Raw genomic sequence first — 13,550 nt, forward strand, 5'->3', positions numbered from 1 at the left:
AGCGTCTCAGCGTCTCGCCCAGGCCCGCCCGGCCTGGCACCGGGCGTCTCGCCAAGGGCCTTCGCCAGGGCCCGTCAGCAGCGGCGCAAGCGCTCTGCTGCGGCACTCCCAGCGCCTTTGCAGAAACCTGGCACCGCGCTTGCTCCTGCCCTGGCAAACAACAATTCGAGGTGCGCCATGCCGCAACCCGCCGCTACCGTAGGGATCATCGCCAACCCTGCCTCCGGCCGTGACCTGCGCCGTCTGACCGCCAGCGCCGGGCTGTACTCCAGCACCGACAAGGCCTCGGCGATCCAGCGCCTGCTGGCTGCCTTCGGTGCCTGCGGTATCGCAGGGGTGCTGCTGCCCACCGACATGACCGGCATCGCCGCCGCCGTGCTCAAGGCCAGCCAGGGCCCCGTTGCCCGCGAGCAGCACTGGCCAGCCCTGCAACTGCTCGACCTGCCACTGACCCAGACCGTGGCCGACACCCGCCTGGCTGCCCGGCGCATGGTCGAGGCCGGCGTGGCGATGATCGCCGTGCTCGGCGGCGACGGTACCCACAAGGCGGTGGCCGCCGAGGCCGGCGACGTACCGCTGCTGACGCTGTCCACCGGCACCAACAACGCCTTCCCCGAACTGCGTGAAGCCACCAGCGCCGGGCTGGCCGGTGGCCTGCTGGCCAGCGGGCGCATCCCGCCGAGCCTCGGCCTGCGCCGCAACAAACGGCTGCTGGTGAAGGTGCCCGAGCAGGGCCTGTGCGAATGGGCGCTGGTCGAGGTCGCCGTGTCGCCGCAGCCTTTCATCGGCGCCCGCGCCCTGAGCCGCAGCGATGACCTGGCCGAGGTCTTTGCCTGCTTCGCCGAACCCCACGCCATCGGCCTGTCCGCCCTGTGCGGGCTGTGGCAGCCGGTCTCGCGCCAGGCCCCGCACGGCGCCTGGGTACGCCTTGACGCCAGTGCCGACCAGGCCCTGCTCGCACCACTGGCCCCAGGCCTGCTGCAAGGCTGCGGGATCAGCGCCAGCGGCACGCTCATGCCCGGCATCCCTCAGCGCCTGAGCCTGGCCAGCGGCACCCTGGCCCTGGACGGCGAGCGCGAGATCGAGTTCGCCGCCCACGACACCCCGACCATCACCCTCGACGCCCAGGGCCCGCTGACCGTGGACGTCGAAGCCGTGCTCGCGCATGCCGCCCGTCATCACCTGCTGGCGGTCCCGCGCGGCCACCGGCTGCACCCTGCAACCCCGTGTTGAGACAACCCTGGAGAACAACAAGATGTCCAATCAGCTCAGTTCGCAACAGCTGCTGCATGCCTATGAAGTGATGCGCACCATCCGCGCCTTCGAAGAACGCCTGCACGTGGAGTTCGCCACCGGCGAGATCCCTGGCTTCGTCCACCTTTATGCCGGCGAAGAAGCCTCCGCCGCCGGGGTCATGGCCCACCTGCGCGACAGCGACTGCATCGCCTCCACCCACCGTGGCCATGGCCACTGCATCGCCAAGGGCGTCGACGTGTACGGGATGATGGCCGAGATCTACGGCAAGAAGACCGGCGTGTGCGGCGGCAAGGGCGGCTCGATGCACATCGCCGACCTGGAGAAAGGCATGCTCGGTGCCAATGGCATTGTCGGTGCCGGCGCGCCCCTGGTGGCCGGCGCCGCCCTGGCGGCCAAGCTCAAGGGCCGCGACGATGTATCGATCGCCTTCTTCGGCGATGGCGCCTCCAACGAGGGTGCCGTGTTCGAGGCGATGAACCTGGCCTCGATCATGAACCTGCCGTGCATCTTCGTCGCCGAGAACAACGGCTACGCCGAGGCCACCGCCTCGACCTGGTCGGTGGCCTGCGACCATATCGCCGACCGCGCCGCCGGCTTCGGCATGCCGGGCGTGACCATCGACGGCTTCGACTTCTTCGCCGTGCACGAAGCCGCCGGCGCCGCCATCGAACGCGCCCGCGCAGGCCAGGGGCCGTCGCTGATCGAGGTCAAGCTCAGCCGCTACTACGGCCATTTCGAAGGCGACGCCCAGACCTACCGCGCCCCGGACGAGGTGAAGAACCTGCGCGAGCAGCGCGACTGCCTGCTGCAGTTTCGCAACAAGACCACCCGCGCCGGCCTGCTCAGCCCGGAACAGCTCGACGCCATCGACGCCCGTGTCGCCGACCTGATCGAGGACGCCGTGCAGCGCGCCAAGTCCGACCCCAAGCCACAGCCCGCCGACCTGCTCACCGACGTCTACGTCAGCTACCCCTGAGCCCGGATTACAAGAACAAGAAGGAGCACCACCATGGCAAGAAAGATCAGCTACCAGCAGGCCATCAACGAAGCGCTGGCCCAGGAAATGCGTCGTGACAGCACGGTGTTCATCATCGGCGAGGACGTCGCCGGCGGCGCCGGTGCACCCGGCGAGGACGATGCCTGGGGCGGCGTGCTCGGCGTCACCAAGGGCCTGTACCACCAGTTCCCCGGCCGCGTGCTCGATGCACCGCTGTCGGAGATCGGCTATGTCGGGGCGGCCGTGGGCGCCGCCACCCAGGGCCTGCGACCGGTGTGCGAACTGATGTTCGTCGACTTCGCCGGCTGCTGCCTGGACCAGATCCTCAACCAGGCCGCCAAGTTCCGCTACATGTTCGGCGGCAAGGCGGTCACCCCGCTGGTGATGCGCACCATGTACGGCGCCGGCCTGCGCGCCGCCGCCCAGCACTCGCAGATGCTCACCTCGCTATGGACCCATATCCCCGGCCTGAAGGTGGTGTGCCCGGCGACGCCGTACGACGCCAAGGGCCTGCTGATCCAGGCGATCCGCGACAACGATCCGGTGATCTTCTGCGAGCACAAGTTGCTGTACAGCATGCAGGGCGAGGTGCCGGAAGAGGTCTACACGGTGCCGTTCGGCGAGGCCAACTTCGTCCGCGACGGCGACGACATCACTCTGGTGACCTACGGGCGCATGGTCCATGTGGCGCTGGAGGCGGCCAACAACCTGGCGCGCCAGGGCATCGACTGCGAAGTGCTGGACCTGCGCACCACCAGCCCATTGGATGAAGACAGCATCCTGGAAAGCGTCGAGAAGACCGGGCGCCTGGTGGTGATCGACGAAGCCAACCCACGCTGCTCGATGGCCACCGATATCAGTGCACTGGTGGCGCAGAAAGCGTTCGGCGCCCTCAAGGGCCCGATCGAGATGGTCACCGCGCCGCACACCCCGGTGCCGTTCTCCGACGCCCTGGAAGACCTGTACATCCCCGATGCGGCGAAGGTCGAGGCCGCCGTGCGCAAAGTGATCGAAGCTGCAAGGAGCGCCGCATGAGCCAGATCCACACACTGACCATGCCCAAGTGGGGCCTGTCGATGACCGAGGGCCGGGTGGACACCTGGCTCAAGCAGCAAGGCGATGAAATCCACAAGGGCGACGAAGTGCTGGACGTCGAGACCGACAAGATCAGCAGCAGCGTCGAAGCCCCGTTCAGCGGCGTATTGCGCCGGCTGGTGGCGCAGCCCGACGAAACCCTGCCGGTGGGCGCGCTGCTGGCAGTGGTGGTCGAAGGTGAAGCCGAAGAAGCCGAGATCGACGCCGTGGTGCAACGCTTCCAGGCCGAGTTCGTCGCCGAGGGCGGTGCTGAGCAAGCCCAGGGGCCGACGCCGCAGAAGGCCGAAGTGAACGGGCGCCTGCTGCGCTGGTTCGAGCTGGGCGAAGGCGGCACGCCGCTGGTGCTGGTGCACGGGTTCGGCGGCGACCTCAACAACTGGCTGTTCAACCACCCGGCATTGGCCGCCGAGCGGCGGGTCATCGCCCTCGACCTGCCCGGCCATGGCGAGTCGGCCAAGGCCCTGCAACAGGGCGATCTGGATGAACTGAGCGACGCGGTGCTGGCCCTGCTCGACCACCTGGACATACCCCGTGCGCACCTGGCCGGCCACTCCATGGGCGGCGCGGTCAGCCTCAACCTCGCCCGCCGGGCGCCCCAGCGCGTGGCCAGCCTGAGCCTGATCGCCAGCGCCGGGCTCGGCGAGGCCATCAATGGCCAGTACCTGCAAGGCTTCGTCGCCGCCGCCAACCGCAATGCGCTGAAGGGGCCGATGAGCCTGCTGTTCGCCGACCCGGGGCTGGTCACCCGGCAACTGCTCGAAGACATGCTCAAGTTCAAGCGCCTGGAGGGCGTCGACAGCGCACTGCAGCAACTGTCGGCTGCCCTGGCCGACGGCGACCGGCAGCGCCACGACCTGCGCGCCGTGCTCGGCCAGCACCCGGCGCTGGTGCTGTGGGGCGCCGCCGACGCGATCATCCCGGCCAGCCATGCAGATAGCCTGGACGCCGAGGTGCAGGTGATCCCGGCAGTCGGCCACATGGTGCAGATGGAAGCCGCCGAGCAGGTCAACCAGCAGCTGCTGGCCTTCCTGCGCAAGCACTGACCCTTTTACGTGAGCCTGGAGAACAACAATGAACGACCTGAGCCACACCCATATGCGCGCCGCCGTCTGGCATGGCCGCCACGATATCCGCGTCGAACAGGTGCCGCTGCCCGCCGACCCGCCGCCCGGCTGGGTGCAGATCAAGGTGGACTGGTGCGGCATCTGCGGCTCGGACCTGCACGAGTACGTCGCCGGCCCCGTGTTCATCCCGGTCGAGGCGCCGCACCCACTGACCGGCATCCAGGGTCAGTGCATCCTCGGCCACGAGTTCTGCGGCGAGATCGTCCAGCTCGGGGATGGCGTGCAGGGCTACGCCGTGGGTGACCCGGTGGCGGCGGATGCCTGCCAGCACTGCGGCACTTGCTACTACTGCACCCACGGCCTGTACAACATCTGCGAGCAGCTGGCCTTCACCGGGCTGATGAACAACGGCGCCTTCGCCGAACGGGTCAACGTGCCGGCCAACCTGCTGTACAAGCTGCCCGAGGGCTTCCCGCGCGAGGCAGGGGCGCTGATCGAGCCGCTGGCGGTGGGCATGCACGCGGTGAAGAAGGCCGGCAGCCTGCTGGGGCAGAACGTGGTGGTGGTCGGTGCCGGCACCATCGGCCTGTGCACCATCATGTGCGCCAAGGCCGCCGGCGCGGCGCAGGTGATCGCCCTGGAAATGTCCTCGGCGCGCAAGGCCAAGGCGCTGGAAGTGGGAGCCAGCAGCGTGCTCGACCCCAGCCAGTGCGACGCCCTGGCCGAGATCCGCGCACTGACCGGCGGGCTGGGGGCCGATGTGAGTTTCGAGTGCATCGGCAACAAGCACACCGCCAAGCTGGCCATCGACACGATTCGCAAGGCCGGCAAGTGCGTGCTGGTGGGCATTTTCGAAGAACCCAGCGAATTCAACTTCTTCGAACTGGTGGCCACCGAGAAACAGGTGCTCGGCGCGCTGGCCTACAACGGCGAGTTCGCCGACGTGATCGCCTTCATCAATGACGGGCGACTGGATATCCGGCCGCTGGTGACCGGGCGTATCGGGCTGGAGCAGATCGTCGAGCTGGGCTTCGAGGAGTTGGTCAACAACAAGGAGCACAACGTGAAGATCATCGTTTCGCCGGGCGCGTCGTGAGTGGTGAAAGGGCCCAGGCGCCAAAACCGATCGGTTAAGCGGCTTGCGGCCCTTTCGCTGGCAAGCCAGCTCCCACAGGGACAGCGCATGCCTTCAGGCCTTGCGCGCCCTTTGTAGGAGCGGCCTTGTGCCGCGAAAGGGCCGCAAAGCGGCCCCAGGATTTCAGCGTGAAAGCAGAAATCGCCGGGGCTGCTCTGCAGCCCTTTCGCGGCACAAGGTCGCTCCTACAGCGGACGTGCAAGTTCATAGAGCGGGGGCTGGCTTGCCAGCGACTGGCTGCGCAGCAGCACCCGGCTACTGCTGCCAGGCCAGCAGGAGCGAGGCTGCCTGCTCGGACCAAGCCTGCTGGTAAGCCTGGATATACCCCTGCAGGGCATCACCCGCATGACCTTGCTCCAGCAGTGCCTGCAGGTCCATCACATGATCGAACAGCACATCGCGCAGGCGCTGCACATAAAGCGTCGAATCTACCAGGTCGGCGGGGCGTCGCGACCAGTGGCGCCGCAGAGCGTCGTCATAGGCAGTGATAAAACGCACACTGACACTCTCAATCACGATTTCCACGCTTTCATGCTGGCTTTCCGGCACCTGCTCTCGCCATGGCTGCTCGGCGTCTGCCTCAGTCTCCGCAAACAACCCGCTGGCGCGCATGACCGAGGCCTGGTAAAGCGCCGACAGCAGCTCCGGGGTGAACGCCACTTCGGGCACCAGAAACTGGAATTCGACTGCAATCTGCTCTTCGATCACCGCCTGCAGCGACATCTGCGTGGCCAGACGCTCTTCGACGATTTCGCCCCATTGAGTCATCCGCGCGTCCAGTGTTTCGTTGCTCATCATCGGTACCTCACAGTGAATATGCCTGCAGTCTGACGCTGACCAGAGACCGATCCGCGGTATCTATTGCTATGCCCCGCTCGCCGCCTCACTCCCTTTTAGCGCCCGCCTGACGTAAACTGGCGCCCTTTCGCGCAGCCTCGGGCTGCCCCTGTCGATTTACCAAAGGTGCCCGCCATGCCCTGGCTGCAAGTACGCCTGGCCATCAGCCCGGAACAAGCCGAAACCTACGAAGACGCCCTGCTGGAAGTGGGTGCTGTGTCGGTGACCTTCATGGACGCCGAAGACCAGCCGATCTTCGAACCGGACCTCAACACCACCCCGCTGTGGTCGCACACCCACCTGCTGGCACTGTTCGAGGCCGATACCCAGCCCGACGCGGTATTCGCTCACCTGGCCCTGCTGACCGGCGCCGCACTGCCCGAGCACCAGGCCGAGGTGATCGAGGACCAGGACTGGGAGCGCAGCTGGATGGACGGTTTCCAGCCCATGCGCTTCGGCCAGCGCCTGTGGATCGTGCCGAGCTGGCACGAGGCGCCGGAAAAGGACGCGGTCAACCTGCTGCTCGACCCGGGCCTGGCGTTCGGCACCGGCACCCACCCGACCACTGCACTGTGCCTGGAATGGCTGGACGGCCAACAGCTGCAAGGCACCCAGGTGCTGGACTTCGGCTGCGGCTCGGGCATCCTCGCCATCGCCGCGCTGCTGCTCGGCGCCCGTGAAGCGGTCGGCACCGACATCGACGTGCAGGCGCTGGAAGCCTCGCGCGACAATGCCCAGCGCAATGGCATCGCCGACGACAGGTTCCCCCTGTACCTGCCCGAGCACATGCCGGCCATGCAGGCCGACGTGCTGGTCGCCAACATCCTGGCCGGCCCGCTGGTGGCGCTGGCGCCGCAACTGTCCGGCCTGGTACGCCCCGGCGGCCTGCTGGCGCTGTCGGGCATCCTTGCCGAACAGGGTGAGGAAGTGGCCGCGGCCTACGCCGCCGACTTCGACCTGGACCCTATCGCCGTGCGCGACGGCTGGGTACGGATCAGTGGTCGCCGCCGCTAAGCGCGCCTAGACTCAATACCTGCACAGCCCCCCGGACCGCCGCATGACCGACAGTTTCGTCACCCAGTGCCCACATTGCCAGACCAGCTTTCGCGTCACCCATCACCAGTTGAGTGTGGCGCGTGGCGTGGTGCGCTGCGGCAACTGCCTGCAGGTGTTCAACGCCGCCAAGCAGTTGCTGGAGCAGAATCGCGCGGCGACGGGGCAGCCAGCCGCCCCGGCCGCCGAGCCTGAGCAGGCGGCCGAGCCGGTCGCGGCGCAGGTCGTGGCGCCGGCCATCGAGCCGGTGCCGCCGGTCAAGCAGGACTGGGCCAGCACCGCCGAGGCGCTGGAAGACTTCGACCTCGATCAGGAACTTGCTCGCCTCGAACGGCGCAGCCCAGGCGACCGGCGGGCCGCCACACCAGCACCCACCTTGCATGCCAGCCGTGACGAGCACGGCATCGACGAACACAGCGACGAGCCATTCGGCACCGCCACCGACGACCCCGTCGAGCCCGTGGCGCAGCACACCGAGGCGCCGGTACTGGTCGAACAGGAGCCGCTGGACCTGGAACCGGCTGCCGACGAACGCACCGAACCGACCCTGGGCAGCGCCGAACTCGACCTCGACGACGAGCCAGCCGTCAGCCAGCCAACACAGGATGATGACCTCGACGCGCCGGTCGAACGCTTGTCCAGCCGCGACGAGCCGCTCCCCGAGCCAGGCCTGTCGGCACTGGACGACGGCCTGCGCAGCGAACGCCTGTCGGCCCGCGATGCAGACGAACTGGACGAACAGCCCGACGAGCGTGTGGAGCCGAGCCTGGCGCTCAAACCTGAACGCACGCGCAAGGAGCCGCTGGTCGATGTGGTCGACGACCCCTTGCAACTGGGCTGGGAAAAGCCCGCCCCGAACTGGGGCAAGCGCCTGTTGTGGGGGCTGCTGACGCTGCTGGCGGCCGGTTTGCTGGCATTCCAGTACATCTGGTACCACTTCGACGAAATGGCTCGCCAGGACCAGTACCGCCCGTGGTTCCAACAGCTGTGCCCGATGGTCGGCTGCCAGGTGCCGACCCGCGTCGACATTTCGCGGATCAAGAGCAGCAACCTGGTGGTGCGCAGCCACCCTGACTTCAAAGGCGCGCTGATCGTCGATGCGATCATCTACAACCGCGCCCCCTTCGCCCAACCTTTCCCGCTGCTGGAGCTGCGTTTCGCCGACCTCAATGGCCAGCTGATCGCCAGCCGACGCTTCAAGCCCAGCGAGTACCTGTCGGGGGAGCTGGCCGGCCGTGGCGAGATGCCCAGCCAGACACCGATCCACATCGCCCTGGACATCCTCGACCCGGGGCCCAAGGCGGTGAACTACAGCCTGAGCTTCCGCTCGCCGGAGTGAAGCAGCTGCAAGCTTCAAGCTGAAAGCTTCAAGAAAAAGCCGATCGGCATCTGTCTTGCAGCTTGAAGCTTGCCGCTTGAAGTTGCCGTCCGTTGTTCAGATTTTATCCAAATCCTTCTTTATCCGGTCATCGAGAGCGGGTATTATGCCCACCCTTTTTCGACTCCAATGATTCGGCCCCACAACAGGGAACACCTATGTCGGCGGTACGCATCGGCCCATACACACTGCACAACAACCTGATCCTTGCGCCAATGGCCGGGGTCACGGACCAACCTTTCCGTACGCTGTGCAAACGCCTGGGGGCGGGCATGGTGGTGTCGGAAATGGTGTCCAGCGACATGAGCCTGTGGAATAGCCGCAAGTCGAGCCTGCGCCGCATCCACGAAGGCGATCCCGAGCCGCGCTCGGTACAGATCGCCGGTGGTGACGCGCAGATGATGGCAGCCGCTGCACGGGCCAACGTCGAAGCTGGCGCCCAGATCATCGACATCAACATGGGTTGCCCGGCGAAAAAAGTCTGCAACAAGGCCGCCGGCTCTGCTTTATTGAGAGACGAAGCCCTGGTCAGCGAGATCCTCCACGCCGTGGTCGGCGCTGTCGAGGTGCCGGTGACCCTGAAGATCCGCACCGGCTGGGACCGGGCGAACAAGAACGGCCTGAACGTGGCGAAGATCGCCGAACAGGCCGGCATCCAGGCGCTGGCGGTGCATGGCCGCACACGCGCCGACCTGTACACCGGTGACGCCGAGTACGACACCATCGCCGCGATCAAGCAGGCGGTGTCGATCCCGGTATTCGCCAACGGCGACATCACCTCGCCGGAAAAGGCCCGGGCGGTGCTGGACGCCACCGGGGTCGACGGCCTGCTGATCGGCCGTGCCGCCCAAGGGCGGCCGTGGATTTTCCGCGAGATCGAGCATTACCTGCGCACTGGCGAGCACCTGCCCGCCCCTGCGCTGGACGAAGTAGAACGCATTCTGCTGGAACACCTGGCCGCGTTGCATGCCTTCTACGGCGATGTGATGGGCGTGCGGATCGCCCGCAAGCACGTTGGCTGGTATCTGGCAACCCGACCTGGCGGCAAGGAGTTCCGCAGCCAGTTCAACGCTTTGCAAGACACACAAGCGCAGTGCGCCAACGTTCAGGCTTATTTCGCCGAACGTCGACAGAGCCTTGGGACAGAGGACGAACAAGGGGTGGCCGCATGACGATGATGACCGAGACAATTGTGAGTGGAACAACGCCCGTGAGCGATAACGCCAACCTCAAGCAGCACCTGAACACGCCGAGCGAGGAGGGCCAGACCCTGCGCGACAGCGTCGAGAAGGCGCTGCACAACTACTTCGCCCACCTGGAAGGCGCAACCGTCACGGACGTGTACAACCTGGTGCTCTCCGAAGTCGAGGCGCCCCTGCTCGAAAGCGTGATGAACTACGTCAAGGGCAACCAGACCAAGGCCAGCGAGATGCTCGGGCTCAACCGAGGCACGCTGCGCAAGAAACTCAAGCAGTACGATCTGTTGTAAGGCCAGAACCCCAACCAAAAAGGCGCTCGTAACGAGGCGCCTTTTTTGCTGACTCCACCGCGTTATGGAATCTGAAATGACCGACCAGACTACCCGCCTGCCGATCCGCCGCGCTTTGATCAGCGTCTCCGACAAGACCGGGATCCTCGAATTTGCCCGTGAGCTGCAACAGCTCGGTGTCGAGATCCTGTCCACCGGCGGCACCTACAAGCTGCTCAAGGACAACGGCGTCAACGCGGTGGAAGTGGCCGACTACACCGGCTTCGCCGAAATGATGGATGGCCGGGTCAAGACCCTGCATCCGAAGATCCACGGCGGCATCCTCGGCCGTCGCGGCACCGACGACGCCATCATGAACGAGCACGGCATCAAGCCGATCGACCTGGTCGCGGTCAACCTGTACCCGTTCGAAGCCACCATCAGCAAGCCGGGTTGCGACCTGCCGACTGCCATCGAGAACATCGACATCGGCGGCCCGACCATGGTCCGTTCGGCAGCCAAGAACCACAAAGACGTGGCCATCGTGGTCAACGCCAGCGACTACGCCGATATCGTCGAAGGCCTGAAGGCCGGCGGCCTGACCTACGCCCAGCGCTTCGACCTGATGCTCAAGGCGTTCGAGCACACCGCCGCCTACGACGGCATGATCGCCAACTACATGGGCAGCATCGACCAGACCCAGGACACCCTGTCCACCGAAGGCCGCAGCGAGTTCCCGCGCACCTTCAACAGCCAGTTCGTCAAGGCCCAGGAAATGCGCTACGGCGAGAACCCGCACCAGAGCGCGGCGTTCTACGTTGAAGCGAAGAAAGGCGAAGCCAGCATCTCCAGCGCCATCCAGCTGCAAGGCAAGGAGCTGTCGTTCAACAACGTGGCCGACACCGACGCCGCGCTGGAATGCGTGAAGAGCTTCGTCAAGCCGGCCTGCGTCATCGTCAAGCACGCCAACCCGTGCGGCGTCGCGGTCGTGCCGGAAAACGAAGGCGGCATCCGCAAGGCCTACGACCTGGCCTACGCCACCGACACCGAATCGGCCTTCGGCGGCATCATCGCCTTCAACCGCGAGCTGGATGGCGAAACGGCGCAAGCCATCGTCGACCGCCAGTTCGTCGAAGTGATCATCGCCCCGAAAATCTCCCAGGCCGCCCGCGACGTGGTGGCCGCCAAGCAGAACGTACGCCTGCTGGAGTGCGGCGAGTGGCCAGCCGAGCGTGCCGCCGGTTGGGACTTCAAGCGCGTCAACGGTGGCCTGCTGGTGCAGAGCCGCGATATCGGCATGATCACTGCCGATGACCTGAAGATCGTCACCAAGCGTGCGCCGACCGAACAGGAAGTCCACGACCTGGTGTTTGCCTGGAAAGTGGCCAAGTTCGTCAAGTCCAACGCCATCGTCTACGCCAAGCAGCGCCAGACCATCGGTGTCGGCGCCGGCCAGATGAGCCGCGTCAACTCGGCGCGTATCGCGGCGATCAAGGCCGAACATGCTGGCCTGCAGGTACAGGGTGCGGTCATGGCCTCGGATGCGTTCTTCCCGTTCCGTGACGGCATCGACAACGCGGCTAAAGTGGGTATCAGCGCGGTTATCCAGCCGGGTGGCTCGATGCGCGATGCCGAAGTCATCGCCGCTGCCGACGAAGCCGGTATCGCGATGGTGTTCACCGGCATGCGCCACTTCCGCCACTGACAGCAGCGGCAAGCTTCAAGCTGCAGGTTGTAAGCAAGAGCAGTCCACACCAGCCTTGGCTTGCAGCGACAGCCACTAGAATCCCCAGGCTGCATGCATTGAGTAGCAAAGCGCGATCCGCTTTTTCTTGATGCTTGCAGCTTGCAGCTTCTCCGAAGGAGTCTGTAATGAAAGTTTTGATCATCGGCAGCGGCGGCCGTGAGCACGCCCTGGCCTGGAAAGTCGCCCAGGACCCACGGGTCGAGAAAGTCTTCGTGGCGCCAGGCAACGCCGGCACCGCCACCGAAGCCAAGTGCGAAAACGTCGCCATCGACGTGACCGCCCTGGAGCAACTGGCCGACTTCGCCGAAAAGAACGTTGACCTGACCATCGTCGGCCCAGAGGCCCCGCTGGTCATCGGCGTGGTCGACCTGTTCCGCAGCCGCGGCCTGGACTGCTTCGGTCCGACCAAGGGCGCTGCCCAGCTGGAAGGCTCCAAGGCCTTCACCAAGGACTTCCTGGCCCGCCACAAGATCCCGACCGCCGACTACCAGAACTTCACCGAGATCGAGCCGGCCCTGGCTTATCTGCGTGAAAAAGGCGCACCGATCGTGATCAAGGCCGACGGCCTGGCCGCCGGTAAAGGCGTGATCGTCGCCATGACCCTGCAGGAAGCCGAAGACGCCGTGCGCGACATGCTCGCCGGCAATGCCTTCGGTGAAGCCGGTTCGCGCGTGGTAATCGAAGAGTTCCTCGACGGCGAGGAAGCCAGCTTCATCGTCATGGTCGACGGCCACAACGTGCTGCCGATGGCCACCAGCCAGGACCACAAGCGTGTCGGCGACCAGGACACCGGCCCGAACACCGGCGGCATGGGCGCTTACTCCCCGGCCCCGGTGGTCACCGCCGACGTGCACCAGCGCGTGATGGACCAGGTGATCTGGCCGACCGTGCGCGGCATGGCCGAGGAAGGCAACGTCTACACCGGCTTCCTTTACGCGGGTCTGATGATCGACAAGGCGGGCAACCCCAAGGTCATCGAATTCAACTGCCGCTTCGGCGACCCGGAAACCCAGCCAGTCATGCTGCGCCTGGAGTCGAGCCTGGTGCTGCTGGTCGAAGCCGCCTTCGCCAAGGCCCTGGACAAAGTCGAAGCGCAGTGGGACCCGCGCCCGAGCCTGGGCGTGGTACTGGCTGCCGGTGGCTACCCGGGTGACTACGCCAAGGGCGCTGCGATCAGCGGCCTGGACGCTGCCGCCAAGCTCGAAGGCAAGGTGTTCCATGCCGGTACCGCGCTGAAGGATGGCCAAGTGGTCAGCGCCGGTGGCCGCGTACTCTGCGCCACCGCCATGGGTGATACCGTCGAGGCCGCCCAGCAACAGGCCTACCGCCTGGCCAAAGAGGTCAAGTGGGAAGGCAGCTTCTACCGCAACGACATCGGCTACCGGGCCATTGCCCGCGAGCGCGGTGAACACCAGCAGTGATGCTGTAGCCCTGGGCCGTTGCACTCGGCCCTCGGCTCGTCGGCAAGGCCCCCACGGGGCCTTGCCTTCGCCTTGGCGCGCCGCGCATAGTTGCTATC

The 13,550-nt window shown here is 66.1% G+C and carries 12 protein-coding genes; 11 read left to right on the forward strand and 1 reads right to left on the reverse strand.

Going from position 1 to position 13,550, the window contains the following annotated elements; all coding sequences use genetic code 11:
- Positions 1-177: 177 nt before the first annotated feature.
- From LOY51_RS23905 to LOY51_RS23925, 5 genes are read left to right on the forward strand one after another with little or no spacing between them, the layout of a single operon-like run.
- Positions 178-1,233 carry an ATP-NAD kinase family protein gene (locus LOY51_RS23905; protein ID WP_125860566.1) on the forward strand — a complete coding sequence of 352 codons (1,056 nt, stop codon included), beginning with the start codon at positions 178-180 and terminating at the stop codon, positions 1,231-1,233.
- Between the two features lie 22 nt (positions 1,234-1,255).
- Positions 1,256-2,233, forward strand: a complete 978-nt coding sequence (locus LOY51_RS23910; protein ID WP_125860568.1) for a thiamine pyrophosphate-dependent dehydrogenase E1 component subunit alpha — start codon at positions 1,256-1,258, stop codon at positions 2,231-2,233.
- Positions 2,234-2,266: 33 nt separating this feature from the next.
- Positions 2,267-3,289 (forward strand): alpha-ketoacid dehydrogenase subunit beta, encoded by a 1,023-nt coding sequence (locus tag LOY51_RS23915; protein ID WP_125465699.1) that lies wholly within the window; start codon positions 2,267-2,269, stop codon positions 3,287-3,289.
- Positions 3,286-4,392 carry an acetoin dehydrogenase dihydrolipoyllysine-residue acetyltransferase subunit gene (locus LOY51_RS23920; RefSeq protein WP_125860570.1) on the forward strand — a complete coding sequence of 369 codons (1,107 nt, stop codon included), beginning with the start codon at positions 3,286-3,288 and terminating at the stop codon, positions 4,390-4,392. The genes LOY51_RS23915 and LOY51_RS23920 overlap by 4 nt, the downstream gene beginning before the upstream one ends.
- Before the next feature lie 52 nt (positions 4,393-4,444).
- Positions 4,445-5,509, forward strand: coding sequence for a 2,3-butanediol dehydrogenase (locus tag LOY51_RS23925; protein WP_223277232.1), 1,065 nt, complete (start codon positions 4,445-4,447; stop codon positions 5,507-5,509).
- A 294-nt stretch (positions 5,510-5,803) separates the two neighbouring features.
- On the opposite strand, the gene LOY51_RS23930 is transcribed toward LOY51_RS23925, so the two are convergent.
- Entirely contained in the window at positions 5,804-6,343 is a 540-nt protein-coding gene (locus LOY51_RS23930; protein WP_125860575.1) for a hypothetical protein, read from the reverse strand.
- 177 nt (positions 6,344-6,520) lie between these two features.
- Here LOY51_RS23930 and prmA point away from each other — a divergent pair, with 177 nt between their 5' ends.
- The 6 genes from prmA to purD all read left to right on the forward strand — a co-directional run bounded on the left by prmA (position 6,521) and on the right by purD (position 13,452).
- Positions 6,521-7,399, forward strand: coding sequence for a 50S ribosomal protein L11 methyltransferase (prmA, locus tag LOY51_RS23935; RefSeq protein ID WP_125860577.1), 879 nt, complete (start codon positions 6,521-6,523; stop codon positions 7,397-7,399).
- A gap of 43 nt (positions 7,400-7,442) precedes the next feature.
- The gene (locus LOY51_RS23940; protein WP_258643351.1) at positions 7,443-8,777 is read left to right on the forward strand and encodes a DUF3426 domain-containing protein; all 1,335 of its coding nucleotides are present in this window, start codon (positions 7,443-7,445) and stop codon (positions 8,775-8,777) included.
- 197 nt (positions 8,778-8,974) lie between these two features.
- On the forward strand, positions 8,975-9,988 hold the full coding sequence (gene dusB, locus LOY51_RS23945; RefSeq protein WP_110992941.1) for a tRNA dihydrouridine synthase DusB: 1,014 nt from the start codon (positions 8,975-8,977) through the stop codon (positions 9,986-9,988).
- The gene (gene fis, locus LOY51_RS23950; RefSeq protein ID WP_125465705.1) at positions 9,985-10,305 is read left to right on the forward strand and encodes a DNA-binding transcriptional regulator Fis; all 321 of its coding nucleotides are present in this window, start codon (positions 9,985-9,987) and stop codon (positions 10,303-10,305) included. The genes dusB and fis overlap by 4 nt, the downstream gene beginning before the upstream one ends.
- 76 nt (positions 10,306-10,381) lie before the next feature.
- The gene (gene purH, locus LOY51_RS23955) at positions 10,382-11,989 is read left to right on the forward strand and encodes a bifunctional phosphoribosylaminoimidazolecarboxamide formyltransferase/IMP cyclohydrolase (RefSeq protein ID WP_258643353.1); all 1,608 of its coding nucleotides are present in this window, start codon (positions 10,382-10,384) and stop codon (positions 11,987-11,989) included.
- Positions 11,990-12,156: 167 nt separating this feature from the next.
- The gene (purD, locus tag LOY51_RS23960) at positions 12,157-13,452 is read left to right on the forward strand and encodes a phosphoribosylamine--glycine ligase (RefSeq protein WP_125860581.1); all 1,296 of its coding nucleotides are present in this window, start codon (positions 12,157-12,159) and stop codon (positions 13,450-13,452) included.
- The last annotated feature ends 98 nt before the right edge of the window (positions 13,453-13,550 follow it).

Origin of the sequence: Pseudomonas sichuanensis (assembly GCF_024749065.1) — a bacterium.
Classification (GTDB): domain Bacteria; phylum Pseudomonadota; class Gammaproteobacteria; order Pseudomonadales; family Pseudomonadaceae; genus Aquipseudomonas; species Aquipseudomonas sichuanensis.

What these genes read in the sequence shown, in the direction of transcription:
- LOY51_RS23920 (WP_125860570.1), top strand. Translation starts at nt 3,286, where the DNA reads ATGAGCCAGATCCACACACTGACCATGCCCAAGTGGGGCCTGTCGATG.
- LOY51_RS23915 (WP_125465699.1), top strand. Translation starts at nt 2,267, where the DNA reads ATGGCAAGAAAGATCAGCTACCAGCAGGCCATCAACGAAGCGCTGGCC.
- LOY51_RS23925 (WP_223277232.1), top strand. Translation starts at nt 4,445, where the DNA reads ATGCGCGCCGCCGTCTGGCATGGCCGCCACGATATCCGCGTCGAACAG.
- LOY51_RS23910 (WP_125860568.1), top strand. Translation starts at nt 1,256, where the DNA reads ATGTCCAATCAGCTCAGTTCGCAACAGCTGCTGCATGCCTATGAAGTG.
- dusB (WP_110992941.1), top strand. Translation starts at nt 8,975, where the DNA reads ATGTCGGCGGTACGCATCGGCCCATACACACTGCACAACAACCTGATC.
- fis (WP_125465705.1), top strand. Translation starts at nt 9,985, where the DNA reads ATGACGATGATGACCGAGACAATTGTGAGTGGAACAACGCCCGTGAGC.
- purD (WP_125860581.1), top strand. Translation starts at nt 12,157, where the DNA reads ATGAAAGTTTTGATCATCGGCAGCGGCGGCCGTGAGCACGCCCTGGCC.
- purH (WP_258643353.1), top strand. Translation starts at nt 10,382, where the DNA reads ATGACCGACCAGACTACCCGCCTGCCGATCCGCCGCGCTTTGATCAGC.
- prmA (WP_125860577.1), top strand. Translation starts at nt 6,521, where the DNA reads ATGCCCTGGCTGCAAGTACGCCTGGCCATCAGCCCGGAACAAGCCGAA.
- LOY51_RS23930 (WP_125860575.1), bottom strand. Translation starts at nt 6,343, where the DNA reads ATGAGCAACGAAACACTGGACGCGCGGATGACTCAATGGGGCGAAATC.
- LOY51_RS23940 (WP_258643351.1), top strand. Translation starts at nt 7,443, where the DNA reads ATGACCGACAGTTTCGTCACCCAGTGCCCACATTGCCAGACCAGCTTT.
- LOY51_RS23905 (WP_125860566.1), top strand. Translation starts at nt 178, where the DNA reads ATGCCGCAACCCGCCGCTACCGTAGGGATCATCGCCAACCCTGCCTCC.